The sequence below is a fragment of the Pseudomonas sp. BJP69 genome (genome assembly GCF_007633355.1).
Classification (GTDB): Bacteria; Pseudomonadota; Gammaproteobacteria; order Pseudomonadales; family Pseudomonadaceae; genus Aquipseudomonas; species Aquipseudomonas juntendi.
Window position 1 is genome coordinate 4872226 of the sequence record NZ_CP041933.1, and the last position, 24690, is coordinate 4896915.

Sequence of the window (24690 nt, forward strand, 5' to 3'; positions counted from 1 at the left end):
CTGCCCTTATTCGCGGTCTTTGAGCTTGTCGGAGTACTCGTGGGCATGGTCCGGGCTGTGGTGCTTGCCATCGGCAGCACGGCTTTGCTCGGCGCCTTGCCACAGGCGCTCCAGGTCGTAGAACTGGCGCGCAGCGGCGGTCATCATGTGCACGATGACGTCGTTCAGGTCCAGCAGCACCCAATCGCTGTCGCCCTTGCCTTCTTCGCCCAGAGGCTGTGCGCCCTTGGCCTTGACGGCTTCACGGACCTTTTCGGCCATGGCGTTGATCTGGCGGTTGGAGGTACCGGTGGCAATGATCATGTAATCGGTCAGGCTGTGCTTCTCGCGCACGTCGATGACCTGGATGTCCTGGGCCTTCACGTCTTCCAGCGCGGCCTTGGTCACTGCGACCAGTTCTTCGCCGTAAATTTTCTGCTTGGTCATATAAAACTCGTTCAACTCGTTGGATGAGGCGCCAGGGGCGCCGTCAGTTGGGCGCACGATACAGTTCGTGCGCCTCGATATAGGCCAGTACGGCGTCCGGCACCAGGAACCTCACCGATTTGCCGCTGGCCAGCAGCTGTCGGATCTGTGTAGCCGACACCGCAAGCGGTGTCTGCCAGACGAACGAAATATTTCCCGCCGGGCCGGACATGGCGGTGGGATCGCTCTCCGAGCGCGCAGCCAGCAGGTTGCGCAGCTCGTCAGGGGGTTCTACGTCGGCATCCGGGCGTTGCAGCACCAGAATGTGACAGTGTTGCAGCAATTCTTCCCAGCGGTGCCAGTTGGGCAAGCCACAGAAGGCATCCCAGCCCAGCACCAGGAACAACTGGTCGTTACCGGCCAGTTCGGCACGGACCGACTCCAGCGTGTCGATGGTGTACGACGGCTTGTCACGCTCGAGCTCGCGGGCGTCGACGCTCAGGCAGGCCACCCCTTGTACTGCTTCGCGCACCATGGCCAGGCGGTCTTGCGCGGCCACCTGCGGGGTATCGCGGTGCGGCGGCCGGGCATTGGGCAGCAGGCGCAGTTCGTCCAGCCCCATGAACTCGGCCACTTCCAGCGCGCTGCGCAGGTGGCCGATGTGCACCGGATCGAACGTTCCGCCGAGAATGCCGATACGCCGGACTGCCTGGGCCTTGCTCAACTCAGCAGGACCCCTGACCGCGCAACTGGCCGTCACCGATGACGACGTATTTTTCGCAGGTCAGCCCCTCCAGGCCGACGGGGCCGCGGGCATGCAGCTTGTCGGTGGAAATGCCGATTTCCGCGCCCAGCCCGTACTCGAAGCCATCGGCGAAACAGGTTGGGGTGTTGAGCATGACCGATGCCGAATCGACCTCAGCCATGAACTGGCGGGCTTCGCCTTGGTGTTCGCTGATGATCGAGTCGGTGTGGTGCGAGCCATAGTGATTGATGTGTTCGATAGCCTGGTCCAGGCCGTCGACCACGCGAATTGCCAGGATCGCGTCCAGGTACTCGGTGTGCCAGTCGTCTTCGGTAGCCGGTTTGGCGTCGATGAGTGCCTGGGTGCGCTCGCAACCCCGCAGTTCCACGCCTTTGTCCCGGAAGCGGCGGGCCATTTCCGGCAGGAAGCGCTCGGCCACCTGCTGGTCGACCAGCAGCGTTTCCATGGCCCCGCAAATGCCGTAGCGGTATGTCTTGGCGTTGAATGCCACATTCCAGGCCTTGTCCAGGTCGGCATGCTGGCTGACATAGATGTGGCAGATACCGTCCAGGTGCTTGATCACCGGCACGCGGGCATCGCGGCTGATGCGCTCGATGAGGCCACGGCCACCACGGGGGACGATGACATCGACGAACGCAGGCATGCTGATCAGCGCGCCCACGGCCTCGCGGTCGGTGGTTTCGACCACCTGGACCACCGCGGCCGGCAGGTCGGCAGCGGCCAGGCCACGCTGGATGCAGGTGGCGATGGCGCGGTTGGAATGAATGGCTTCGGAGCCGCCACGCAGGATGGTGGCGTTACCCGACTTCAGGCACAGGCTGGCGGCATCGATGGTCACGTTGGGGCGCGACTCGTAGATGATCCCGATCACCCCCAGTGGCGTACGCATCTTGCCGACCTGGATGCCCGATGGGCGGTAGCTCATGTCCCGGATGGCGCCCACCGGGTCCGGCAGGCTGGCCACCTGGCGCAGGCCGGTGATCATGCCGTCGATGCGGGCCGGGGTCAGCGCCAGGCGGTCCAGCAGCGCAGGCTCCAGGCCATTGGCACGGCCGGCGGCCAGGTCCAGTTCGTTGGCAGCGGTGAGCTCGGCGCGGGCAGCATCCAGCGCATCGGCGGCGGCCAACAGGGCGCGGTTCTTCTGCGCAGTGCTGGCACGGCCGATGACCCGGGACGCCTCGCGGGCAGCGCGACCCAGGCGGGTCATATAGTCAAGAACGGACTCAGTCATGGGTTCGGTGTCTTGGCGAAGGGGAAATCGGCTGATTATAACTGCCGCGCAGGTATACGCCCAGCGGTGGGTGGCGGATGGTCGAAAATGGCCTGGGCAATATGCAGGAAAGATGTAACCGCTCTTATCGAAATCACTCTCCTGCTGTGGCCCTTTCGCGGGCGCACCCGCTCCCACAGGGATTTCACAAGGCCTTGGGCCATGCAGTACCTGTGGGAGCGGGCATGCCCGCGAAAGGGCCGGCCCCGCCAACACCACACTCGATTCAGCCTCGATTAAGCCATTCATTGCTATTATCCGGCGTCCCCAGATAGCGAACAGCCCGCATGCCAGCCCTGCCCGACAGCTTTTTCGACCGCGACGCCCAAACCCTGGCCAAAGCCCTGCTGGGCAAGGTCATCCGCCATCGCCAGGGCGACCTGTGGCTGGCGGCGCGCATCATCGAAACCGAGGCTTACTACCTCACCGACAAAGGCAGCCATGCCTCACTCGGCTACACCGAGAAGCGCAAGGCGCTGTTCCTCGATGGCGGGCATATCTACATGTACTACGCGCGCGGCGGCGACTCGCTGAACTTCAGCGCCCACGGCCCTGGCAACGCAGTGCTCATCAAGTCCGCCTATCCTTGGCAGGACGCCCGCTCGGGCCCCAACAGCCTGGCCCAGATGCAACTGAACAACCCCGATGCCAGTGGCAAGCTGCGCCCGCCGGAACGCCTGTGCGCCGGGCAAACGCTGCTGTGCCGCGCCCTGGGCTTGAAAGTGCCACAGTGGGACGCCCGGCGCTTCGACGCCGAGCGCCTGTATGTGGAGGATTGTGGCAGCCCCGTGCCGAAGGTGATCCAGGCCACCCGCCTGGGTATCCCGCACGGGCGCGACGAGCACCTGCCGTACCGCTTCGTCGATGCCGAGTACGCGCGTTTCTGCACGCGGAACCCCTTGCGCCGCGGCCAAGTCGAAGGGCGCGATTTCTTCATTCTCGAACAAGGAAGCTGACCATGGGCCAATGGCTCGACAGCCTGACCGGCTGGCTCAGCGCCAACCCCCAGTGGCTTGGCGTGGCAATTTTCCTGGTGGCCTGCGTCGAATGCCTGGCCATCGCCGGCATCATCGTGCCGGGTACGGTGCTGCTGTTCGCCGTGGCGGTACTGGCCGGTAGCGGCACCTTCAGCCTGGGCGAGACCTTGCTGCTGGGTTTTCTCGGCGGGCTGCTGGGCGACGCCCTGTCGTACACGGTGGGCAAGTACTTCCACCAGAACATCCGCCGGCTGCCACTGCTGCGCCATCACCCGGAGTGGATCGGCAGTGCCGAAACCTACTTCCAGCGCTACGGCATCGCCAGCCTGCTGGTCGGCCGCTTCATCGGCCCGCTGCGCCCCATGCTGCCGATGGTCGCCGGCATGTTCGACATGCCGCTGCCACGCTTCATCGCCGTCAGCCTGGTGGCCGGCGCGGGTTGGTCGGTGGCCTACCTGCTGCCTGGCTGGGCCACGGGGGCTGCCATGCGCCTGCCCTTGCCAGAAGGCTTCTGGCTGGACGCCGGCATCCTCGCCGGCGGCCTGGCCGTGCTGATTGGCCTGAGCCTGAACAGCAGCATTCGCGATCAACGCCACGGCACCCGGCTGGTTGCCGGCTTGAGCCTGCTCGCCCTGGCCGGCATTTTTCTGGGCTGGCCGTACCTGCATGAATTCGACCAAGGCGTGATGACCCTGGTGCAGGAGCACCGCAGCCAGGCCATCGATGGCACCGTGGTCCTGGTCACCCGCCTGGGCGACTTCAGAACCCAACTGTTCCTGGGCGGCTTGCTGACCGGCCTGTTGCTGCTGGCCCGGCAATGGCGCCACGCCGTGTTCGCCGGCGGCGCGCTGATGGGCACGGCAATCGCCAATGGCACCCTCAAATGGCTGTTTGCCCGTGCCCGGCCCGAGGTACTGAGCGACCCGCTGACCAGCTACAGCATGCCCAGCGGGCACAGCTCGGCATCGTTTGCCTTCTTCCTGGTGATGGCGGTGCTGGCCGGGCGCGGTCAGCCGCCGCGGATGCGCCTGACCTGGGTGTTGCTGGGCTGCATTCCGGCGCTGGCGATTGCCCTGTCGCGGGTCTACCTGGGTGCTCACTGGCCCACCGATATCCTCGCCGGGGCCCTGCTGGCCTGCTGCGTGTGCGCCTTTAGCCTGACCCTGGTGCAGTACCGCCAGCCGCTGCCGGCCTTGCCGCAGCGGGTATGGTGGCTGGTGTTGCCGGCTTGCGTGGCGCTGCTGGCCTTTTTTGCCATGCACGCACTGCCGCAGGCGTTGGCCAGGTATCACTATTGATGTTGCCGGCCTGTCGATGGAGCAAGCCGCTACTACACAGGCTCCGCTACCAACAGGCCGGCGCAGGCAACTCTCACCTCAGGCAAACAGCTCGCCCTGAATCCGCTCCAGCAATTTCTGGATCTCGCCCAGCCGCTGCTGCGGCGAGTCGAGGCTCAGCAGGTCCAGCTTGTCTTCTTCCATGAACGGCAGCAGGTAGGCCAGCTGGTTGGCCAGCGCCTGGCGCCCGTCCAGCGGGCGCGGCATGTCCAACGCCTCGACCATCGGGTGCTCACCCAAGGCCACCAGCAGCGCCACCAGGTCATCGTCCGCTTCCAGCAACGGGCTGTCGGCCTGCTCGGCCAGCCACTGCACCTGCCCTACCAGCAACTGGTCCTTTTGCACCTCGGTGCTGTCCAGGTTGAAGCGCCGCACGCCTTCGACGCGAATGCCCAGCAAGCCGTTGTCCTGCTGTACGAAATCGCGGATCAGCGCCTCGCAGCCGATTGAGGCGACCGTCGGCGGCGCCTTGCCCACCTGCTCGCCCTCCAGGATGCACACCACGCCAAACCCTTCGCCCTGCTTCATGCAGCGCCCGATCATGTCGAGGTAGCGCGCCTCAAAAATCTGCAAGTCGAGAAAGCAGCCAGGAAACAGCACGGTATTGAGCGGAAACAGCGGTAGCGTCATCACCAGTCCTCAGGCCACCAGGCTTACCGCCAACGGCAGGAACACCGCCGTGGCTACGCCCATCAGGCTCATTGCAAGCGCGGCAAAGGCGCCGCATTCGTCACTTTCCTGCAGGGCCACCGAAGTGCCCACCGCGTGCGCCGTCACCCCCAGCGACATGCCGCGGGCTTCCGGGCTGTGCACGCCAACACGGCTGAGCAGCGCCGGGCCGAAGATGGCGCCGATTACCCCGGTAATCAGCACGAACACCGCTGCCAGGGCAGCGACCCCGCCAATCTGTTCGGCCACCAGCATGGCAATCGGCGAGGTGACCGACTTGGGCGCCATGGTCATCAGGATCATGTGCTCGGCACCGAACCACCAGCCCAGCAGCAGGCAACACAGGGTGGCAAACAGCCCCCCGACTACCAGCGTAGTAAAGATGGGCCAGAACAACTGCCGGATGCGCCGCAGGTTGAGGTACAAAGGCACCGCCAGGGCCACGGTGGCCGGGCCCAGCAGGGTATTCATGATTTGCGTGCTGTTGCGGTATTCGCTGTAGTCGATGCCGCACGCCAGCAGCACGCCGATCACCAGCAGCATCGACACCAACACCGGCTGCAGGAAGATCCAGCGTGTCTTGTCGTAGGCGGCGAGTACCAGTTGGTAGGCCGCCAGGGTGAGACCGATGCCAAACAAAGGGTGGTGCACGACCGCATCCAGGGCGCCCTGCCAGTCAAGCATCATGGCTGCTCCTCGCGCTTGCTCTGGCGCTGGATCAGTTTCTGCATCAGCACCCCGACGAAAACCAAGGTCAGCAGGCAGGAAATCAGCAGGGCGCCGACAATCGCCCAGAAGTCGGCAGCGATATCCCGGGCATAGACCATCACCCCCACCGCCGGCGGCACCAGCAACAGCGGCAGGTAGCGCAGCAGGCTGCTGGCCGCTTCATTCAGCGGCTTGCCAACCTCGCCGCGGGCCATGAGGAAGCCCAGCAGCAGCAACAGGCCAATGATCGGGCCCGGCAAAACCGGCAGCAACAGGTGGTTGATCGCCGTTCCAAACAGCTGGAACAGCACCAGCCAGGTCAGACCACGCAACAGCATAAGCATCTCCCTTTGGCATGGCGCCATTATAAGCACGCCGTGCTATAGATCGATATTCGCCGAAAAGCGGACAACTTGACTGCAATGGCCGAGCGTGCTGATCTTGCACTTTCGTACCAACTGACAACCTGGAGAGTCCGCGATGCCCTATGTACCGGTTACAGAGCTTTCGCAATACGTTGGTAAGGAACTGGGCCACTCGGCCTGGCTGAAGATCGACCAGCAGCGCATCAACCTGTTCGCCGAAGCCACCGGCGATTTCCAGTTCATCCATGTCGACCCGGAAAAGGCCGCGCAAACCCCGTTTGGCAGCACGATTGCCCATGGCTTTCTGACCCTTTCACTGATCCCCAAGCTGATCGAAGACATCCTGGTGCTGCCGCAAGGCATGAAGATGGTGGTGAACTATGGGCTGGACAGCGTGCGTTTCATCCAGCCGGTCAAGGTGAACAGCCAGGTGCGGCTGAAAGTGGACCTGGCCGAGGTGACCGAAAAAAGACCGGGGCAGTGGCTGCTCAAGGCGATTGCCACGCTGGAAATCGAGGGTGAAGAGAAGCCTGCTTATATTGCTGAGTCGCTTTCGCTCTGCTTTGTCTGATGCACCACGCCCCTGTGGGAGATTCTATGGTTCCTGGCAAGGGTAGCCGGAGCATCTTCAGCGCCTGTGAGATCGAGCGCCGCCCGCGCGGCGCAATCGCGAGCTGCGCTCGCTCCTACGTTTGTTTCGGGCCAGTAACGCCTGTGACAGGCGCGCGCGGCCGCCTTGGTTGTACGGCGCGATATTGAGGCATGCACCAAGGCGTTCGCGCGCAAATCCCACAGGAATAATTGGCCCGAAACAAACGTAGGAGCGAGCGCAGCTCGCGATGCGCCGCGCGGGCGGCGCTCGCTCTAACAGGCGCTGCATACCTTGTGGCAAACACCTGTCAGCCCTGATGCGATCCCCGTGGGGCTTGCCGGCGATGAGGCCCGCCCAGGCAATACAAGACAGTTGCCCCCACAAGGCCGGGGCCTTCTCTACAAACCCTGCGCACTCGCGTAAACTGCCAGCATTCGCGCAGCCTAGGGCTGCCCCTGTCGATTTACCAAAGGTGCCCGCCATGCCCTGGCTGCAAGTACGCCTGGCCATCAGCCCGGAACAAGCCGAAACCTACGAAGACGCCCTGCTTGAAGTAGGCGCCGTTTCTGTCACGTTCATGGATGCCGAAGACCAGCCGATCTTCGAACCCGACCTCAATACCACCCCGCTGTGGTCGCACACCCATCTGCTGGCCTTGTTCGAAGCCGATACCGACGCTGAGCAGGTGTTCGCCCACCTGCGCCTGCTGACCGGCGCCGAACTGCCCGAGCACCAGGCCGAAGTGATCGAGGACCAGGACTGGGAACGCAGCTGGATGGACAACTTCCAGCCCATGCGCTTTGGCCGCCGCCTGTGGATCGTGCCCAGCTGGCATGACGCCCCCGAGAAAGACGCGGTCAACCTGCTGCTCGACCCGGGCCTGGCCTTCGGCACCGGCACCCACCCCACCACCGCCCTGTGCCTGGAATGGCTCGATGGCCAGCAGCTCGAAGGCACCCAGGTGCTGGACTTCGGTTGTGGCTCGGGCATTCTGGCCATCGCCGCCCTGCTGCTCGGCGCCCGTGAGGCGGTGGGTACCGACATCGATGTGCAAGCCATCGAGGCTTCCCGCGACAACGCCCAGCGCAATGGCATCGCCGACGAGAAACTGGCCCTGTACCTGCCAGAGCATATGCCGGCGATGCAGGCCGACGTGCTGGTCGCCAACATCCTTGCCGGCCCGCTGGTGTCGCTGGCCCCGCAGCTCTCGGGGCTGGTCCGCCCAGGTGGCCTGCTGGCACTGTCGGGCATCCTTGCCGAGCAGGGCGAGGAAGTGGCCGCAGCCTATGCCGCCGACTTCGACCTGGACCCGATCGTCGTGCGCGACGGCTGGGTGCGCATCAGTGGTCGGCGCCGCTAAGCGGGCCTAGAATACTTTTCTGCACAGCTCCCGGATTGCCGCATGACCGACAGTTTCGTCACCCAGTGCCCGCATTGCCAGACCAGCTTTCGCGTCACCCACCACCAGCTGAGCGTAGCGCGCGGCGTGGTGCGGTGCGGCCAATGCCTGCAGGTGTTCAACGCCGCCAAGCAGTTGCTGGAGCAGAACCGCACTGCCAGCGCCGCGCCGGCGGCCGCGCCTGCTGCCCCGGCAGCGCCAGCGCTGCCCGACGCCGAGGCGGCAACGCCTGCCCCGCCCGAGGCGGCCAGCAGTGCGCCCACCCCTGCGCCAGGGGAGGACTGGGCCGTCACCGCCGAGGCGCTCGATGCCCTTGACCTCGACAAAGAGCTGGAGCGCCTTGAGCGGCGTGGGGGGCCGGCGCAGGCACGCGCCGCCCGGCAGGATGACGGGTTGCAAGCGCGGCGCGATGAGGGGCATGTCGACGAGCCTGTGGACGACCTGTTCGGCACGGCAACCGATGACCCCCTCGAGCCGCCACTGCAGGCACAGCCTGCGCCAGTGCTGCTGACGCCAGAGCCACAGGCGCCAGACCTGCAGCCTGCCCCTGGCGAGCGCACCGAGCCGGTACTGGGCAGCAATTTCGACCTGGACTTCGACGACCAGCCGCCCGTGCAGCGCACTGGCGAAACCGGTGAGCCTGAAACACTCGGCGAACCGCTCCACGCCGACGATGACGACATCCCGGAAAAAGGCTTGAGCGCGCGCGACGATGAACCGCTGCCACTGCAGCTGTCGGCGCGGGACGACGAGCTTGGCGCACCGCTGCCCGGTGAGCGCCTGGAGCCCGGCCTTGCCGGCAAGCCCGAGCGCGCACCGCGCAAGGAGCCGCTGGTCGACGTGGTCGACGACCCCCTGCAACTGGGCTGGGAAAAGCCTGCGCCCAACTGGGGCAAGCGGATCCTGTGGGGCGTGCTGTCTTTGCTGGCCGCCGGCCTGCTGGCCTTCCAGTACGTGTGGTTCCACTTCGACGAAATGGCCCGCCAGGACCAGTACCGGCCGATGTTCCTGCAGCTGTGCCCGCTGGTCGGCTGCCAGGTGCCCACCCGTGTCGACATTGGCCGGATCAAGAGCAGCAACCTGGTGGTACGCAGCCACCCGGATTTCAAAGGCGCGCTCATCGTTGATGCGATCATCTACAACCGTGCGCCATTTGCCCAGCCATTCCCGTTGCTCGAACTGCGCTTCGCCGACCTCAATGGCCAGTTGATCGCCAGCCGCCGCTTCAAGCCCAGCGAATATCTGTCGGGTGAGTTGGCGGGGCGTGGCGAAATGCCCAGCCAGACGCCGATCCACATAGCCCTGGACATCCTCGACCCCGGCCCGAAGGCGGTCAATTACAGCCTGAGCTTCCGCTCGCCGGAATAAGCGACAAGCGACAAGCTTCAAGCTTCAAGCTTCAAGCTACAAGACGAAGCAGGCCGGCTGTCGGCTTGCTTGTCTTGTGGCTTGCAACTTGCCGCTTGTCGCCAGCCCCGGTTGTTCAGATTTTATCCAGTTCCATCTTTATCCGGTCACCGAGAGCGGGTATCATGCCAACCCTTTTTCGAACTCCAAGATTCGGCCCCACAACAGGGATCACCTATGTCGGCGGTACGCATCGGCCAATACACGCTACGCAACAACCTGATCCTCGCGCCCATGGCCGGGGTCACGGACCAGCCTTTCCGTACACTTTGCCAGCGCTTGGGCGCAGGCATGGTCGTGTCGGAAATGGTCAGCAGCGACATGAACCTGTGGAACAGCCGCAAGTCGAGCCTGCGCCGCATCCATGAGGGTGATCCCGAGCCGCGCTCGGTGCAGATCGCCGGCGGTGATGCGCAGATGATGGCAGCGGCAGCACGGGCCAATGTCGAGGCAGGCGCCCAGATCATCGATATCAACATGGGCTGCCCGGCAAAAAAAGTCTGCAACAAAGCTGCAGGCTCTGCTTTATTGAAGGATGAAGCCTTGGTCCACGAAATTCTCCACGCCGTGGTCGGCGCCGTGGACGTTCCGGTGACCCTGAAGATCCGCACCGGTTGGGACCGGGCGAACAAAAACGGCCTGAACGTGGCGAAAATCGCCGAGCAGGCCGGCATCCAGGCGCTGGCGGTACATGGCCGCACACGCGCCGACCTGTACACCGGCGAAGCCGAATACGACACCATCGCTGCCATCAAGCAGGCGGTGTCGATCCCGGTTTTTGCCAACGGCGACATCACGTCGCCCGAAAAGGCCCGGGCGGTGCTGGATGCCACCGGGGTCGATGGCCTGCTGATTGGCCGGGCTGCCCAGGGGCGGCCATGGATCTTTCGCGAGATCGAGCATTACCTGCGCACCGGCGAACACCTGCCGGCGCCGCAGCTGGACGAAGTGGAACACATTCTGCTGCAACACCTGGCCGCGCTGCATGCCTTCTATGGCGATGTGATGGGCGTACGTATCGCCCGCAAGCACGTTGGCTGGTACCTGGCAACACGACCCGGCGGCAAGGAGTTTCGCTCCCGGTTCAACGCTTTGGAAGATACACAAGCGCAGTGCGCCAACGTTCGCGCGTTTTTCAGCGAGCGTCGACAGAGCCTTGAGACAGAGGACGGACAAGGGGTGGCCGCATGACGATGATGACCGAGAATTTTGTGAGTGGAACAACGCCCGTGAGCGACAACGCCAACCTGAAACAGCACCTGAACACGCCGAGCGAAGAGGGCCAGACCCTTCGCGACAGCGTCGAGAAGGCGCTGCACAATTACTTCGCCCATCTGGAAGGCGCGACCGTCACGGACGTCTACAACCTGGTGCTCTCCGAAGTGGAGGCCCCCCTGCTCGAAAGCGTCATGAACTACGTGAAGGGCAACCAGACCAAGGCCAGCGAGATGCTCGGGCTGAACCGAGGCACGCTGCGCAAGAAGCTCAAGCAGTACGATTTGCTGTAACACAGAATCCCAACCAGAAAAGGCGGCTCCCTGAACAGAGGCGCCTTTTTTGCTGACTCCACCGCGTTATTGGAACCCGAAATGACCGACCAGACTACCCGCCTGCCAGTCCGCCGCGCCCTGATCAGCGTCTCCGACAAGACCGGTATCCTCGAATTCGCCCGTGAGCTGCAACAGCTCGGTGTCGAGATCCTGTCCACCGGCGGCACCTACAAGCTGCTCAAGGACAACGGCGTTGACGCGGTGGAAGTGGCTGACTACACCGGCTTTGCCGAAATGATGGACGGCCGGGTCAAGACCCTGCACCCGAAAATCCACGGCGGCATCCTCGGTCGTCGCGGTACCGACGACGCCATCATGAGCGAGCACGGCATCAAGCCGATCGATCTGGTTGCAGTCAACCTGTACCCGTTCGAAGCCACCATTTCCAAGCCTGGCTGTGACCTGCCGACCGCCATCGAGAACATCGACATCGGCGGCCCGACCATGGTCCGTTCGGCAGCCAAGAACCACAAGGACGTGGCCATCGTGGTCAACGCCAGCGACTACGCCGGCATCGTCGAAGGCCTCAAGGCCGGTGGCCTGACCTACGCCCAGCGCTTCGACCTGATGCTCAAGGCGTTCGAGCACACCGCCGCCTACGATGGCATGATCGCCAACTACATGGGCACCATCGACCAGGCCCAGCAGACCCTGTCCACGGCTGCACGCAGCGAATTCCCGCGCACCTTCAACAGCCAGTTCGTCAAGGCCCAGGAAATGCGCTACGGCGAGAACCCGCACCAGAGCGCGGCGTTCTACGTAGAAGCCAAGAAGGGCGAAGCCAGCATCTCCACCGCCGTGCAGCTGCAAGGCAAGGAACTGTCGTTCAACAACGTGGCCGACACCGACGCCGCGCTGGAATGCGTGAAGAGCTTCGTCAAGCCGGCCTGCGTCATCGTCAAGCACGCCAACCCGTGTGGCGTGGCCGTGGTGCCGGAAGACGAAGGCGGCATCCGCAAGGCCTACGACCTGGCCTATGCCACCGACACCGAGTCGGCATTCGGCGGCATCATCGCCTTCAACCGTGAACTGGACGGCGAAACCGCCAAGGCCATCGTCGAGCGCCAGTTCGTCGAAGTGATCATCGCCCCGAAAATTTCCCAGGCGGCGCGCGACGTAGTGGCTGCCAAGCAGAACGTGCGCCTGCTGGAATGCGGCGAGTGGCCAGCCGAGCGCGCTGCCGGCTGGGACTTCAAGCGTGTCAACGGCGGCCTGCTGGTGCAAAGCCGTGATATCGGCATGATCACTGCCGATGACCTGAAGATCGTTACCAAACGTGCGCCAACCGAGCAGGAAATCCACGACCTGGTATTCGCCTGGAAAGTGGCCAAGTTCGTCAAGTCCAACGCCATTGTCTACGCCAAGCAGCGCCAGACCATCGGCGTGGGCGCTGGCCAGATGAGCCGCGTCAACTCTGCCCGCATCGCCGCCATCAAGGCCGAGCATGCCGGCTTGCAGGTACAGGGCGCGGTCATGGCCTCGGATGCGTTCTTCCCGTTCCGTGACGGCATCGACAATGCCGCCAAAGTGGGTATCAGCGCCGTGATCCAGCCGGGTGGTTCGATGCGTGATGCAGAAGTCATCGCCGCGGCTGACGAAGCGGGCATCGCGATGGTATTCACCGGTATGCGTCACTTCCGCCACTAATTACGCGGCCCCCGGGCAAGCGGCGATCCTGTGGGAGCGGGCGCGCCCGCGAATACGATGGTGAATTCACCGCCGCATTCGCGGGCACGCCCGCTCCCACAGCGTTCCCCGCCCGCCTCGGGGTCACCTGAATCGAGGTTTTGACATGAAAGTTTTGATCATCGGCAGCGGCGGCCGTGAGCACGCCCTGGCCTGGAAAGTCGCGCAGGACCCACGCGTAGAAAAAGTCTTCGTTGCCCCAGGCAACGCCGGCACCGCCATCGAAGCCAAGTGCGAAAACGTCGCCATCGATGTGTGCGCCCTGGAGCAACTGGCCGACTTCGCCGAGAAGAACGTCGACCTGACCATCGTCGGCCCGGAAGCGCCGCTGGTCATCGGTGTGGTCGACCTGTTCCGCAGCCGCGGCCTGGACTGCTTCGGCCCAACCAAGGGCGCGGCCCAGCTGGAAGGCTCCAAGGCCTTCACCAAGGACTTCCTGGCACGCCACAAGATCCCGACCGCCGACTACCAGAACTTCACCGAGATCGAGCCGGCGCTGGCCTACCTGCAGGAAAAAGGCGCGCCGATCGTGATCAAGGCCGACGGCCTGGCCGCGGGCAAAGGCGTGATCGTCGCCATGACCCTGGAAGAAGCCGAAGCCGCCGTGCGTGACATGCTGGCTGGCAACGCCTTCGGTGACGCCGGTTCGCGTGTGGTGATCGAGGAGTTCCTCGACGGCGAAGAAGCCAGCTTCATCGTCATGGTCGATGGCCACAACGTACTGCCAATGGCAACCAGCCAGGATCACAAACGCGTCGGTGACCAGGACACGGGCCCCAACACCGGCGGCATGGGTGCCTACTCCCCTGCCCCGGTGGTTACCGCCGACGTGCACCAGCGCGTGATGGACCAGGTGATCTGGCCCACCGTGCGCGGCATGGCAGAGGAAGGCAACGTCTACACCGGCTTCCTGTATGCCGGCCTGATGATCGACAAGGCGGGCAACCCCAAGGTCATCGAATTCAACTGCCGCTTCGGTGACCCGGAAACCCAGCCAGTCATGCTGCGCCTGGAGTCGAGCCTGGTGCTGCTGGTAGAAGCGGCCTTCGCCAAGGCGCTGGACAAGGTCGAAGCCCAGTGGGATCCACGCCCGAGCCTGGGCGTGGTACTGGCCGCAGGCGGTTACCCGGGCGACTACGCCAAGGGCGACGTGATCAACGGCCTGGACGCTGCAGCGCAGATCGAAGGCAAGGTGTTCCATGCCGGTACGTCGCTCAAGGATGGCCAGGTGGTCACCAACGGCGGCCGCGTGCTGTGTGCCACCGCCATGGGCAGCACCGTTGCCGACGCGCAGCAGCAGGCTTACCGCCTGGCCAAGGAAGTCAGCTGGAACGGCAGCTTCTACCGCACCGACATCGGCTACCGGGCCATTGCCCGTGAGCGCGGTGAACACCAGCAGTAACCACTACCGGCACGCCGCGGTGCCCTGTGCACCCGGCGCCCGGCTCGTCGACAAGGCCCGCCATGGGCCTTGCCTTCGGCTTGGTGCGCCGCGCATAGTTGATACCCGGCACATCGGCCAAGAAGGGATTTCGTAGTGCGTCGGCTTCGGATTGCCTCAGCTCTTATCGTCAGCTTGCTGACCTTGCTCTGCATGTTCCCGGCTGCGGCCGATCATGGCGGGGGCTGGTCGGTGCTGCTCGATGAACAGGCCAACCTGCAACTGAGCGACGTGCGTTCCGAGCGCTACCGTAACCAGTTCAGCCCGCTGATCCTTGCCGAACTGGATGCCGCACCGGCAGAACAAGCCCTGTGGCTGCATTACCGCCTGGAACCGGGCGACCAGGAACAGTTGCTGCGGGTTTTCGCCCCGGACCTGTCTGGCCTGGATCTCTACGCCCTCGAAGGCGACCAACTTCTGCGTCAGCTGCACCACGGGCGCCAAGCCGGCAATGCCAGCCCCACCCTGCGCGGCAGCGACCATGTACTCCCCCTGCCCAACAGCAAGCAACCGGTGGACATCTACCTGCGCCTGGTGTCCGAACACCAGCTGCGCCCGGCCATCAGCCTGGAACCCGCCGCCCAGGCCGCCGCCGACCAGCGCCAGCCGCTGCTGTTCGGCATGCTGTTCGGCGGTTTGGTGATGCTGATCCTGCACAACCTGATCCGCTTCCTCTACAGCCGCTCCAGCACTTCCCTGGTGCTGGCGCTGTATCACGGCCTGATGCTGCTCAGCGGCCTCATCTTGCTGAACCTCAGCGGCCCGTGGTGGCATGTATGGCACAGCGCACAAACGCCCGCGGCCTACCTGACCCTGGTACTGGCGGGGCTGGCCGGGCTGTATTTCACCCAGCACTTCTTCTCGCCGTGCAATTCGCCCCGGCTGAACCGTTTGCTGCAAGGTGAAATGCTGCTGGTCGGGCTCAGCGGCCTGGTGCTGCTGTTCGTCGATACCCTGCCCCTCAACCTGATGACCTATGCCCTGATGGCGCTGGGCACCGTGAGCATGCTGCTGGTCAGCAGCTACCAGTGGTACAAGGGCTATGCCCCCGCCCGGCTGTTCTGCCTGGCGATGGTGCTGTTCAACCTGGGTGGCCTGGTGCTGTTGCCGGCCCTCCTCGGCTTTACCCGCACTTCCACGCCATGGCTACTGAGCATTTTGCTGGGCCTGGCCGTGGCCAGCGGCCTGCTGCTCAACCTGGCGGTCAGCGAGCGCCTGCGGCGCATGAGTGAAGAGCGCTTCAGCGTCAGCCGGGCACTGGCTGCCAGCGATGCAGAAATCAACGCCAAAGCCGAGTTCCTGGCCAAGATCAGCCACGAAATCCGCACCCCGATGAACGGGGTGCTGGGCATGACCGAGCTGTTGCTCGGCACGCCGTTGTCGGTCAAGCAGCGCGACTACGTGCAGACCATCCACAGCGCGGGCAACGAACTGCTGACCCTGATCAACGAGATACTCGACATTTCCAAGCTCGAGTCCCGGCAGATCGAGCTGGATGATGTGCAGTTCGACCTCAACGCGCTGATCGAGGACTGCCTGAACATATTCCGCGCCAAGGCCGAACAGCAGAACATCGAGCTGATCAGCTTTACCCAGCCGCAGGTGCCGCGGGTCATCAGCGGTGACCCCACGCGGCTGCGCCAGGCGTTGTCCAGCCTGCTGGAAAACGCACTGAAAAACACCGACCAGGGCGAGATCCTGCTGGTGGTGGCCCTGGATCAGCGTGGTGAGGTGCCACGCCTGCGCATTGCAGTGCAGGACAGTGGCGAGCCGCTGCCGGCCGCAGACCGCGAGGCCCTGCTGCAGGCCGAACTGCACAGCCACCACTTCCTCTCCAGCAGCAAGCTGGGCGGCCACCTGGGGCTGGTCATCGCCAAGCAACTGATCGGCCTGATGCAAGGTGAATTCGGCATCAAGAGCAGCACCGGCATGGGCAATACCCTCTGGCTGACCCTGCCGCTGGACCCTTCGCGCCTGGAACAGCCCTTGGCCGACCTCGAAGGCCCGCTGCGCGATGCCCGGGTGCTGGTAGTGGACGACAACGATACTTGCCGGAAAGTGCTGGTGCAGCAATGCAGTGCCTGGGGCATGAATGTCAGCGCGGTGCCATCAGGCAAGGAGGCCCTGGCCCTGTTGCGCACCAAGGCGCACCTGCGCGACTACTTCGACGCCGTGCTGCTGGACCAGAACATGCCCGGCATGACCGGCATGCAGCTGGCCGCCAAGATCAAGGAAGACCCCAGCCTGAACCACGACATTCTGGTGGTCATGCTCACCGGTATCAGCAACGCGCCCAGCAAAGTCATCGCGCGTAACGCCGGGGTCAAACGGATACTCGCCAAGCCGGTGGCCGGTTATACCCTGAAAACCACCCTGGCCGAGGAGCTGGCCCAGCGCGGCCGCGAGCAGGCGCTACCCGCCAGCCCGCCTGGTGTCCCGCAGGCATTGGATTTGCCGGCAGATTTCCGCGTACTGGTGGCCGAGGACAACAGCATTTCGACCAAGGTGATACGCGGTATGCTCGGCAAACTGAACCTGCAACCCGACACCGCCAGCAATGGTGAGGAAGCCCTGCAGGCCATGAAAGAAAGGCATTACGACCTGGTCTTGATGGACTGTGAAATGCCTGTGCTGGACGGTTTCTCGGCCACCCGGCAGCTGCGCGCCTGGGAAGCCGCCAACAAGCGCCAGCGCACCCCGGTGGTGGCGCTGACGGCGCATATTCTTGCCGAGCACAAGGAACGCGCGCGGTTGGCCGGCATGGACGGGCACATGGCCAAGCCGGTGGAGTTGTCGCAACTGCGCGAACTGATTCAGTACTGGGCCAGCCAGCGCGAAGCCGCGACAGACCCGGCGCACATTTCCTGACCTGCCGGCGCAGGCCCACCACAGCCCCAGCCCACGCCAACCGACTTTGCCAAGGACCCGCGCTCATGCTCCATGAGTTGTTCAGCGTCTACCTGAAAATGCTCGTGCTCTACAGCCCGTTCTTCGTGCTGTCGTGCTTCATCAGCCTGACCCGTGGCCACTCCAGCAAAGAACGCAAGCAACTGGCGTGGAAGGTAGCCTTTGCCGCGCTCATCGCCAGCGTGCTGCTGTACCTGTTCGGCCGGGCGATCTTCGGCATTTTCGGCATCACCGCCGACGCCTTCCGGATTGGCGCGGGCAGTGTGCTGTTCATTTCTGCGCTGGGCATGGCCCAAGGCAAGTCCGCGGTGCAGGCCGACAACGTGCAACAGGACGTCACCATCGTGCCGCTGACCATCCCGTTGACCGTCGGGCCCGGCACCATCGGCGCCCTGCTGGTAATGGGCGTCAGCCAACCGCACTGGGGCGACAAGTTGCTGGCAATCATCGGCATTGCCTTGGCCAGCTTCACCGTGGGTGTGGTGCTGTACCTGTCGCACCGCATCGAGCGCCTGCTCGGTGACCAGGGCCTGCAGATCGTCAGCCGGCTGATGGGCCTGTTCGTCTGCGCCCTGGCTGCACAGATCATCTTCACCGGCATCAAAGGCTACCTGGCACCTTAAACACCGTATTCGAGAATACGGTTCAACGAGGCTTGCACCACCCGCTCCTGCACTTTGCCCAAGAAGCTGTTCTCGAAGGCCAGCACATTGAACCGCACCAGTTCCGCCCGCACCACCCGGTGGCTACGCTTGTGGCTGAGAAAGCCAGCCTTGAATGCCGTGTGGCTGTCGACCTCATGGTAAAGCACCATGTCGACCCGGCCGGCACCGGCGGGCGCGCATGGCAGTAGCTGGAAATGCTGGCGCTCGTATGCACACCGTTCCAACTCACGCAGCACCGAGGGCTGCCTCAACAGTTTCCGGATAGAGAGCCCGGTTGCCGTTGCATAGCGCTCCCCCGCCTTGTCAGCGATGGTTTCCAGAACCTGATCGGTCTGTTTGGCACGGCGCGGGTCGGGGCTATGCGCCTGCTCGGGAGACACCGAGTCCCAGCCCATGAACTTGAGCTGGTTGCGGTAGTAGTCGAACCAGTTCTCGATCAAGCCCTCCCTGTAGGCTGTTTGCGTGGCCCGCTCGGCCATCGCCAGGGCCAGCTTCACCTTGCTCGCCCGGGCTGCGTCCATTCCTGGCAAGAACGACACGATACCGGCTCCGATTACCGCAGGGGCAACGTTCGTCATGGTGTTGCCCCCACTACTGGCGCATAAGGGTCGAAGCAGTAGTCACCCTGGGCATTCCTGTCCTCCATCAGCGCCTGCAGTGCAGTGCGCTGGTGCTCGAAGCGGCCGTTATCCAGTGCCAGGGAAATACCATCGAACTCGGCTTCGCCCCTGAGTACCTGCTCGCTCAGCAGCACATTCAAGGGCACGGCAGAAATACGCTCGTCGACCTGCAGCGTGATGCTGCAAAGATCGAGGGTTGGCCCGGCCTTCAGCAGCCCCACCTCCACGACCAGTCTGGAGCGCTGGCCCTGCTCCTGGGCGCTGAACTTCAGCAAATGGCCAACACCCTGGGCAGAGCGGCGCAGGCCTGCCCTTACCGTGGTCAGCAGGGCTTCGGGGCTGATCGCGCGCATTTTCAACCAGGCTTCCAGCGGCTGGGGCTGGGCGCACCGAACGGGTTGCCCCAGCTGTTTGAGGTCGTGGGTGCTGGCCAGTTTGATCCAGCCCAATTGGCGAAATGCCTCGCGGTTGGCCGCGTACCAGGCGTCATACTGCTCGAAACGCGACCCGGCGTGCTTGTTGGCCACCAACTGGGCGTACAGTATCGAGTCGAAAGCGGCCTGGCGCAGTATTTCGCCCGCCCTCTGCGGGTAAACCAACGCCGTGCCACCGATCAGCATCAGTTGCTCGGATGCTTTATCCATGTGTGTTGCCTCATTTCAAGGAGAGTCGAAAAGGCGGCATCGGCGAAATGCCGCCAGGCAATCAGATGTCGTACTGCAGAACGTTCTCGACGCTGCGCACGCCCAGTTTGTTTTCCACGGTTTCGCGCACTTTGTCGTAGACGAAGTTGTTGAGGGTGAGCACCGCCGTACCGGCGTAGTAGCGGCTCTTGTTCAGCTTCCACTGGATGCCCAGCACGTCGTCGTCCAGCTGCGGGGCAGACGCCTGGATGCAACTGATCACCATGACCACATCACCTTGCTCGGTCTCGATGCACGCAGCCAGGCCGACCATGCCCCGGGTCTTGTTCTTGCGCTTGTGGTCGAGCACTTTGGCGTCGCTCTCGACGGTGGCCATCTTGTCGAAGGCCTTTTTGGCCAGGCTGCCCAGTTGGGTGCCGCCCAACATTGCGTTGCCGGCAACGGCAATAGCACGTACAGCAATGGCGCCGACGGTGACCGACAGCTCAGCCGATGTTTCCTGCTCGAAGCTGCGCTTGGGGATGGTGAAGCCCAGGTCACGCATCACATCGATGAGCTTGTCATACCACTCCCTGCTCTGCTTTTCGGCATCGAAGGCTTTGTCCGCCACCAAGGTGGCAAAGTGGTATGCATTCTTGCAGTCATGGCGGCTTTGCACGGACATACCCGCGCCACAGGCAAGCAGGTTGCCTTCGACCAGGACGGCGGCGTCGCGGGTGGTGGCTTGTGTTTCAGACATCGGGAAACTCCTTGGTGGTTACCCCTGAATCAGGGGCAGCCACCTTAGCCAGCGCGCTCGCAAGACAGCGCGCTGAAGGGTTTCCGCGGCAGCTAGCTGGCCGAAGGGTACCAACGTGGCGTGTAGGCCCACACCCCGCCCGTGAGGCGAGGAAACACGCAGGTTGTGGAGGAGCCCACCAGCACCATGGTGCGCATGTCGACCATTTCTGGCAGCAGCTCGGCCAATGTGACTACCTTGAGCGTCTGCCCCGGCCTACCGATATCACGCCCCAGGACTACAGGCGTGTTGCCAGCACGGTGCCGCCGAACCACCTGGAGCGCCACGCCGAGCTGATGCGGCCTCGAGCGGGAAATCGGGTTGTAGAATGCCAATACCAGGTCAGCCTGGGCGGCCAGGTCCAGGCGCTTCTCGATGATCGACCAGGGTTTGAGGTTGTCCGACAGCGACATCACGCAGAAGTCATGGCCCAGCGGTGCACCTGCCTGGGCAGCGGTCGCCAGCGAGGCGGATACCCCCGGCAGGATCTCCAGGTCGACCCGGTGCCACGCCGGGTCGGTCGACGCGTGCAGCGCTTCGAGCACTGCCGCCGCCATGGCGAACACCCCCGGGTCGCCCGACGACACCACCACCACCGAACGGCCTTGGGCCGCCAGCTCGAAAGCATGCCTGGCGCGTTGCATCTCTTCGCGGTTGTCGGTGCAGTGCAGCACCTGGTCGCTACGGAACGGCCCGGCCATGCGCACATAGGTTTCATAGCCAAGCACGTCCTGCGCCCGGGCCAATTCCGCCTTGACCGCTGGCACCATCAGCTCGGCAGCGCCCGGCCCCAGGCCGATAACGGCCAGACGGCCGCGGCGGCGGCCCAGCCGCTCCACCTCGACCGGGGCGGGTGCCACCGCGATGACCACGTCGCCCTGCCCGATCAGTTGGGCATCGGGCAATGCCGCCGCCAGCATGCTGGCAACATCGCCTGGCTGGGCCGCGAAGCGCAGGGCAATACCCAAAGCCTGCGCCGCTTCGTGCAGGGTGGTGTCGGCCATGGCGTGCTCGCCCGCCAACACACAGGCCACAGCTGGCTCGGCGATGCCGGCCTGCTGCAAGGCAGCACGGATAGTGTGCAGCGCGCCGCCTGCAACCCCCACGACCACCGAGCGCGGGTGGATCAGCAGCTCGTCGCGGCTGGCCGGGCGCGCCAGGTGCCCCACATGAATGGTGCGCCGGGCCACCTCGCTGGCGGGCAATTGCGCCTGCTGCAGCCAGGGCGCATGCCCCTCGACCCGCACCGACTCGCCAGCCAGCAGGTCGGAAACAAAGCGCTTGCCTTGCTCGACATCGGCCAGGGCATAGCCTTGCGGCGGGTTCAGCAGGCAGGTGCCGAAACGCAGTTCGCCGCTGGTCGTGATGGCGGCGGCAACACCCAGCGCCGCGCCGATTTCCCGCGCCATCACGTTCACCCCGCCCAGGCCACCGAGCAATGGCACCACCGCACTGCCATCTTCAGCCACGGCCAGCACCGGCGGTTCGCTGCCCTTCTCGCTGAGCAGGGGCGCCAGGCTGCGAATGACGATACCGGCTGCGCACAGCGCAATGATCGGGGTGGCTTGCTGGTACAGCGCCCGCAGGGTGTCGCCAAAGGCACTGTAGTAGCAGTCGGCGCCCTCCACGCGGCCCTGCAGGCCATGGATCAAGGCCTGTGGATAACACTGCTGGATGCGCTGTGCCGTCAACAGGCTGCCCGGCCCGAGAATGACGATGGCCGGTGCCGGGTTCATGGTCAGCCCTGCCATTTTTCCCCCGGCACGATGATCAGCGAAAAGTACGGCGACGACAGTGGGTCGACCTGGTCCAGCGGCACGATTTTCTGGTTGGCCATGGTCGCCCGTTCCACATACAGCGCGCGCCCGTCCAGGCCAAGCTCGGCCAGCACGTCGCGGACCTTGGGGAAGTTGCGGCCAAGCTTCATGATCACCGCTGCATCGGCGTCGGCCAGGCGGCGCTTCAGCTCATCGGCGGGCAACACCCCGGACAGCACGGACAAACTCTGGTTGCGGTACACCAAGGGCGCGCCCAGCACCGAAGCGCCCCCCAGCATGGAGCACACGCCAGGAATCACCTCGGCCTCATAACGCTGTGCCAGGCGGTCGTGCAGGTACATGTACGAGCCGTAGAAAAACGGGTCGCCTTCGCAGATCACCGCCACGTCCCGACCGGCATCCAGGTGCTCGGCCACTTGCACGCTGGCTTCGTCGTAGAAGTCGCTGATGACCTGTTCATAGGACAAAGGCGCCGGCAGGGCTTCGGTGGTCACCGGGTAGACCAGCGGCAGCAGGGTCTGGGCAGGCTGCAGGTGCGCCTCGATGATGCCGAAGGCATTGCCACGCTTGCCCTTGGCCACGAAGTAGCCGACCACCGGGGCCTCGCGCAGCAGGCGCAGGGCCTTGACGGTGATCAGCTCGGGGTCGCCGGGGCCTACGCCCAGGCCCAGCAGTCGTCCACGCGGCGCCATCATTCCACCTCCGTGGCCAGGGCGTTGACCGCGGCAGCGGCCATTGCGCTGCCGCCCAGGCGGCCTTGCATGATCACGAACGGCACGCCGCGGCTGTCGGCAGCGAGCATCGCCTTGGACTCGGCAGCACCGACGAAGCCAACCGGGAAGCCGAGGATCAGCGCCGGCTTGGGCGCGCCGGCGTCGAGCATTTCCAGCAGGTAGAACAGGGCGGTGGGGGCATTGCCGATGACCACCACGCTGCCCTCCAGGTGCGGGCGCCACAATTCCAGGGCCACGGCCGAGCGGGTGTTGCCGGCCTCTTTGGCCAGGCCAGGCACGCTGGGGTCACGCAGGGTGCAGATGACCTGGTTGTCGGCTGGCAGGCGGGCCCGGGTGATGCCCTCGGCGACCATGTGCGCATCGCACAGGATCGGTGCGCCGTTGCGCAGCGCTTCGCGCCCGGCATGGCCAGCGCCTGCAGAGAACTGCAGGCCATCGATGGCTTCGACCATGCCACAGGCGTGGATCACCCGCACGGCGAGCTTTTCGAGGTCTGCGGGGATCCGCTCGAGCCGGGCTTCCTCGCGGATGATCCGGAAGGAATTGCGATAGATCTCCTGACCATCGCGGATGTAGTCAATCATCAAGGTGCTCCGTCGGCAGGTCGAGCATGGCGCCTGCTTCATTCAAGGTAAGGTCGGTGCCGCGCAGGGCGCCAAAGCCTGGCTGGCACGCGTCACGCAGGTACAGGTCATAACGGCCCGGTGAACGGGCCAACAGGGTGGCCGGGGCAACGTGGGCCACGGCGCAGGAACGGGGGCAGCCAGACAAGTGCACGCTGCCCGGGGCGCCAGGGCCGAGCAGCGCGGCCAGGGCCACGGCATCGCCCTTGGTCTCGCCCAGGGCCTTGGCGCAGCCGCTGCTGCCGGTGCAGGCGCTGATACGCGCCAGCGGCTCATCGACGTGGCAAAGTAGGCCCAGGGCAGACAACCCGGCCTGGGCCTGCTCGATGTGCTGCGCCGGCAGGTTGGTCAGCACCAGGCTTTGCCATGGGCTCAGGCGCAGGCTGCCGTCGCCCAGCTCACGGCAGACCTGGGCGACGCCGCGCAGCATGGCCGGGGTCAGGCGGCCCTGCGCCGGGGCAACGCCAAGGGCCAGGCCGCGGGCCTGAGGCAGCTTGCCCAACCACACGGGAGCAGGCTGGTGCCGGCGCCAGCCGAGCACGGCAGCGTCGCGGCGGATATCCAGAGGCAGGCCTTCGACAAACTCGCCGGCCGGGTAGGCTTCCAGCAGCTGGCGCATGCGCGAATGCGCGGGGCTGGCCAGGTCGAGGAAACGGTCGAGCACGGCACGCACCAAGGCCAGGCCATCGGCCAGCGGCACCGCACCCAGCACTTGGCCATCTGCCGGGCAACCCGCCAGGCCGAACGCCAGCCAGGTTTGCTGGCCCAGGCGCAAGGCCGACAACCACAGGTCGTGAGGGTGTTCGAGCATGGCCAGGGCTTCGCCGGCATCGAGTTGCACGGCGAACTTGGCTGACAACTGGTGGAAGCGCGGGGTGCTTTCGAGCAGGTCTAGAATCTGCCCGGCCAGGGGCCGTGCATCCAGCAGCATGGCCGGATCATGCCCGGCCAGCGGGCTGAGCATCAGGTTACGTACATCGTCGCCGGCCGCATCGCGCGGGCCCAGGCCTGCCGCGAGCAAGGTCTCGACCAGGGCGTGGTGTGCATTGCCGATGCCGCGGATCTGCAGGTTGCCGCGGTTGGTGGCCTCGATCACGCCGCCGGCGAAACGCTCGGCAGCGGCGGCTACTGCATCGGCCTGGTCGGCCAGCAGCAGGCCGCCCGGTAGTTTGATCCGGCAGATACCGCCATCGCGGGCACTGACGATGCGCCACAACCCCGGGCAAGCCGAGGGACGTGGGGTAACAGCGGGGGCATCGGCCTGGGTCAATGGAGTATCCGGCAATCTGTGAAAGTGCGCTTGAGTGTAGAAGGCGCGGTATTATGCCTGCTTTGGCCGGCGGCATGAAAAGCCGGTGGTCGAGCATCA

At 64.7% G+C, this 24690-nt stretch carries 24 protein-coding genes; 11 read left to right on the top strand and 13 right to left on the bottom strand.

Annotated features, from left to right (window positions below; all coding sequences use genetic code 11):
- Positions 1-6: 6 nt before the first annotated feature.
- Genes rsfS through FPB55_RS22800 form a run of 3 tightly spaced genes read right to left on the bottom strand, consistent with a single transcriptional unit; the run spans position 7 to position 2402 of the window.
- Positions 7-426 carry a ribosome silencing factor gene (gene rsfS, locus FPB55_RS22790; protein WP_009685825.1) on the bottom strand — a complete coding sequence of 140 codons (420 nt, stop codon included), beginning with the start codon at positions 424-426 and terminating at the stop codon, positions 7-9.
- 43 nt (positions 427-469) lie between these two features.
- The gene (gene nadD / locus FPB55_RS22795; protein ID WP_009685824.1) at positions 470-1129 is read right to left on the bottom strand and encodes a nicotinate-nucleotide adenylyltransferase; all 660 of its coding nucleotides are present in this window, start codon (positions 1127-1129) and stop codon (positions 470-472) included.
- Position 1130: 1 nt separating this feature from the next.
- Positions 1131-2402: a glutamate-5-semialdehyde dehydrogenase gene (locus tag FPB55_RS22800; protein WP_029885809.1), complete on the bottom strand. Its 1272-nt coding sequence runs from the start codon at positions 2400-2402 to the stop codon at positions 1131-1133.
- A 326-nt stretch (positions 2403-2728) separates the two neighbouring features.
- Between FPB55_RS22800 and FPB55_RS22810 the strand changes: the two genes are divergently transcribed.
- Positions 2729-3397 (top strand): DNA-3-methyladenine glycosylase, encoded by a 669-nt coding sequence (locus tag FPB55_RS22810; protein ID WP_029885808.1) that lies wholly within the window; start codon positions 2729-2731, stop codon positions 3395-3397.
- 2 nt (positions 3398-3399) lie between these two features.
- The gene (locus tag FPB55_RS22815) at positions 3400-4716 is read left to right on the top strand and encodes a bifunctional DedA family/phosphatase PAP2 family protein (protein WP_029885807.1); all 1317 of its coding nucleotides are present in this window, start codon (positions 3400-3402) and stop codon (positions 4714-4716) included.
- A 78-nt stretch (positions 4717-4794) separates the two neighbouring features.
- Here FPB55_RS22815 and FPB55_RS22820 read toward each other — a convergent pair whose 3' ends face one another.
- The 3 genes from FPB55_RS22820 to FPB55_RS22830 are packed head-to-tail and all read right to left on the bottom strand — an operon-like array spanning position 4795 to position 6470.
- A complete protein-coding gene (locus FPB55_RS22820; protein WP_009685818.1) occupies positions 4795-5385 on the bottom strand; it encodes an LON peptidase substrate-binding domain-containing protein in 591 nt (196 codons plus the stop codon).
- Between the two features lie 9 nt (positions 5386-5394).
- The gene (locus tag FPB55_RS22825; protein ID WP_009685817.1) at positions 5395-6111 is read right to left on the bottom strand and encodes an LrgB family protein; all 717 of its coding nucleotides are present in this window, start codon (positions 6109-6111) and stop codon (positions 5395-5397) included.
- Positions 6108-6470 carry a CidA/LrgA family protein gene (locus FPB55_RS22830; protein ID WP_144189386.1) on the bottom strand — a complete coding sequence of 121 codons (363 nt, stop codon included), beginning with the start codon at positions 6468-6470 and terminating at the stop codon, positions 6108-6110. Before FPB55_RS22830 ends, FPB55_RS22825 begins: the two co-directional genes overlap by 4 nt.
- A 142-nt stretch (positions 6471-6612) precedes the next feature.
- Between FPB55_RS22830 and FPB55_RS22835 the strand changes: the two genes are divergently transcribed.
- The 9 genes from FPB55_RS22835 to FPB55_RS22880 all read left to right on the top strand — a co-directional run bounded on the left by FPB55_RS22835 (position 6613) and on the right by FPB55_RS22880 (position 18102).
- A complete protein-coding gene (locus FPB55_RS22835) occupies positions 6613-7068 on the top strand; it encodes a MaoC family dehydratase (RefSeq protein WP_029885804.1) in 456 nt (151 codons plus the stop codon).
- Between the two features lie 502 nt (positions 7069-7570).
- A complete protein-coding gene (prmA, locus tag FPB55_RS22840) occupies positions 7571-8449 on the top strand; it encodes a 50S ribosomal protein L11 methyltransferase (RefSeq protein WP_047150017.1) in 879 nt (292 codons plus the stop codon).
- A 42-nt stretch (positions 8450-8491) separates the two neighbouring features.
- The gene (locus FPB55_RS22845; protein WP_144189388.1) at positions 8492-9856 is read left to right on the top strand and encodes a DUF3426 domain-containing protein; all 1365 of its coding nucleotides are present in this window, start codon (positions 8492-8494) and stop codon (positions 9854-9856) included.
- Positions 9857-10072: 216 nt separating this feature from the next.
- Positions 10073-11086: a tRNA dihydrouridine synthase DusB gene (gene dusB / locus FPB55_RS22850; RefSeq protein WP_009683257.1), complete on the top strand. Its 1014-nt coding sequence runs from the start codon at positions 10073-10075 to the stop codon at positions 11084-11086.
- On the top strand, positions 11083-11403 hold the full coding sequence (gene fis / locus FPB55_RS22855; RefSeq protein WP_003249693.1) for a DNA-binding transcriptional regulator Fis: 321 nt from the start codon (positions 11083-11085) through the stop codon (positions 11401-11403). Before dusB ends, fis begins: the two co-directional genes overlap by 4 nt.
- 81 nt (positions 11404-11484) lie before the next feature.
- Positions 11485-13092, top strand: a complete 1608-nt coding sequence (purH, locus tag FPB55_RS22860) for a bifunctional phosphoribosylaminoimidazolecarboxamide formyltransferase/IMP cyclohydrolase (RefSeq protein WP_009683258.1) — start codon at positions 11485-11487, stop codon at positions 13090-13092.
- Between the two features lie 145 nt (positions 13093-13237).
- Positions 13238-14533, top strand: a complete 1296-nt coding sequence (gene purD, locus FPB55_RS22870) for a phosphoribosylamine--glycine ligase (RefSeq protein WP_054913305.1) — start codon at positions 13238-13240, stop codon at positions 14531-14533.
- Between the two features lie 135 nt (positions 14534-14668).
- Positions 14669-17440 carry a hybrid sensor histidine kinase/response regulator gene (locus FPB55_RS22875; protein WP_054904928.1) on the top strand — a complete coding sequence of 924 codons (2772 nt, stop codon included), beginning with the start codon at positions 14669-14671 and terminating at the stop codon, positions 17438-17440.
- A gap of 65 nt (positions 17441-17505) precedes the next feature.
- Positions 17506-18102: a MarC family protein gene (locus FPB55_RS22880; protein ID WP_009683262.1), complete on the top strand. Its 597-nt coding sequence runs from the start codon at positions 17506-17508 to the stop codon at positions 18100-18102.
- On the opposite strand, the gene FPB55_RS22885 is transcribed toward FPB55_RS22880, so the two are convergent.
- The 7 genes from FPB55_RS22885 to cobG all read right to left on the bottom strand — a co-directional run bounded on the left by FPB55_RS22885 (position 18099) and on the right by cobG (position 24606).
- The gene (locus FPB55_RS22885) at positions 18099-18722 is read right to left on the bottom strand and encodes a hypothetical protein (protein WP_144189390.1); all 624 of its coding nucleotides are present in this window, start codon (positions 18720-18722) and stop codon (positions 18099-18101) included. The genes FPB55_RS22880 and FPB55_RS22885 overlap by 4 nt on opposite strands.
- Entirely contained in the window at positions 18719-19408 is a 690-nt protein-coding gene (locus FPB55_RS22890) for a hypothetical protein (protein WP_144189392.1), read from the bottom strand. Before FPB55_RS22890 ends, FPB55_RS22885 begins: the two co-directional genes overlap by 4 nt.
- A 61-nt stretch (positions 19409-19469) precedes the next feature.
- Entirely contained in the window at positions 19470-20147 is a 678-nt protein-coding gene (locus FPB55_RS22895) for a hypothetical protein (protein WP_054913303.1), read from the bottom strand.
- 92 nt (positions 20148-20239) lie between these two features.
- A complete protein-coding gene (gene cobJ, locus FPB55_RS22900) occupies positions 20240-21937 on the bottom strand; it encodes a precorrin-3B C(17)-methyltransferase (protein ID WP_144189394.1) in 1698 nt (565 codons plus the stop codon).
- The gene (locus tag FPB55_RS22905) at positions 21925-22659 is read right to left on the bottom strand and encodes a precorrin-2 C(20)-methyltransferase (protein ID WP_033690487.1); all 735 of its coding nucleotides are present in this window, start codon (positions 22657-22659) and stop codon (positions 21925-21927) included. Before FPB55_RS22905 ends, cobJ begins: the two co-directional genes overlap by 13 nt.
- The gene (locus tag FPB55_RS22910) at positions 22656-23282 is read right to left on the bottom strand and encodes a precorrin-8X methylmutase (RefSeq protein WP_009683269.1); all 627 of its coding nucleotides are present in this window, start codon (positions 23280-23282) and stop codon (positions 22656-22658) included. The genes FPB55_RS22905 and FPB55_RS22910 overlap by 4 nt, the downstream gene beginning before the upstream one ends.
- Entirely contained in the window at positions 23275-24606 is a 1332-nt protein-coding gene (gene cobG / locus FPB55_RS22915; protein WP_033690488.1) for a precorrin-3B synthase, read from the bottom strand. The genes FPB55_RS22910 and cobG overlap by 8 nt, the downstream gene beginning before the upstream one ends.
- Positions 24607-24690 lie beyond the last annotated feature (84 nt).

What these genes read in the sequence shown, in the direction of transcription:
- cobJ (WP_144189394.1), bottom strand. Translation starts at nt 21,937, where the DNA reads ATGGCAGGGCTGACCATGAACCCGGCACCGGCCATCGTCATTCTCGGG.
- FPB55_RS22905 (WP_033690487.1), bottom strand. Translation starts at nt 22,659, where the DNA reads ATGATGGCGCCGCGTGGACGACTGCTGGGCCTGGGCGTAGGCCCCGGC.
- FPB55_RS22895 (WP_054913303.1), bottom strand. Translation starts at nt 20,147, where the DNA reads ATGTCTGAAACACAAGCCACCACCCGCGACGCCGCCGTCCTGGTCGAA.
- rsfS (WP_009685825.1), bottom strand. Translation starts at nt 426, where the DNA reads ATGACCAAGCAGAAAATTTACGGCGAAGAACTGGTCGCAGTGACCAAG.
- purH (WP_009683258.1), top strand. Translation starts at nt 11,485, where the DNA reads ATGACCGACCAGACTACCCGCCTGCCAGTCCGCCGCGCCCTGATCAGC.
- FPB55_RS22820 (WP_009685818.1), bottom strand. Translation starts at nt 5,385, where the DNA reads ATGACGCTACCGCTGTTTCCGCTCAATACCGTGCTGTTTCCTGGCTGC.
- fis (WP_003249693.1), top strand. Translation starts at nt 11,083, where the DNA reads ATGACGATGATGACCGAGAATTTTGTGAGTGGAACAACGCCCGTGAGC.
- dusB (WP_009683257.1), top strand. Translation starts at nt 10,073, where the DNA reads ATGTCGGCGGTACGCATCGGCCAATACACGCTACGCAACAACCTGATC.
- FPB55_RS22830 (WP_144189386.1), bottom strand. Translation starts at nt 6,470, where the DNA reads ATGCTGTTGCGTGGTCTGACCTGGCTGGTGCTGTTCCAGCTGTTTGGA.
- FPB55_RS22800 (WP_029885809.1), bottom strand. Translation starts at nt 2,402, where the DNA reads ATGACTGAGTCCGTTCTTGACTATATGACCCGCCTGGGTCGCGCTGCC.
- FPB55_RS22815 (WP_029885807.1), top strand. Translation starts at nt 3,400, where the DNA reads ATGGGCCAATGGCTCGACAGCCTGACCGGCTGGCTCAGCGCCAACCCC.
- purD (WP_054913305.1), top strand. Translation starts at nt 13,238, where the DNA reads ATGAAAGTTTTGATCATCGGCAGCGGCGGCCGTGAGCACGCCCTGGCC.
- FPB55_RS22845 (WP_144189388.1), top strand. Translation starts at nt 8,492, where the DNA reads ATGACCGACAGTTTCGTCACCCAGTGCCCGCATTGCCAGACCAGCTTT.
- FPB55_RS22890 (WP_144189392.1), bottom strand. Translation starts at nt 19,408, where the DNA reads ATGGATAAAGCATCCGAGCAACTGATGCTGATCGGTGGCACGGCGTTG.
- FPB55_RS22835 (WP_029885804.1), top strand. Translation starts at nt 6,613, where the DNA reads ATGCCCTATGTACCGGTTACAGAGCTTTCGCAATACGTTGGTAAGGAA.
- FPB55_RS22885 (WP_144189390.1), bottom strand. Translation starts at nt 18,722, where the DNA reads ATGACGAACGTTGCCCCTGCGGTAATCGGAGCCGGTATCGTGTCGTTC.
- FPB55_RS22880 (WP_009683262.1), top strand. Translation starts at nt 17,506, where the DNA reads ATGCTCCATGAGTTGTTCAGCGTCTACCTGAAAATGCTCGTGCTCTAC.
- FPB55_RS22910 (WP_009683269.1), bottom strand. Translation starts at nt 23,282, where the DNA reads ATGATTGACTACATCCGCGATGGTCAGGAGATCTATCGCAATTCCTTC.
- FPB55_RS22825 (WP_009685817.1), bottom strand. Translation starts at nt 6,111, where the DNA reads ATGATGCTTGACTGGCAGGGCGCCCTGGATGCGGTCGTGCACCACCCT.
- prmA (WP_047150017.1), top strand. Translation starts at nt 7,571, where the DNA reads ATGCCCTGGCTGCAAGTACGCCTGGCCATCAGCCCGGAACAAGCCGAA.
- FPB55_RS22810 (WP_029885808.1), top strand. Translation starts at nt 2,729, where the DNA reads ATGCCAGCCCTGCCCGACAGCTTTTTCGACCGCGACGCCCAAACCCTG.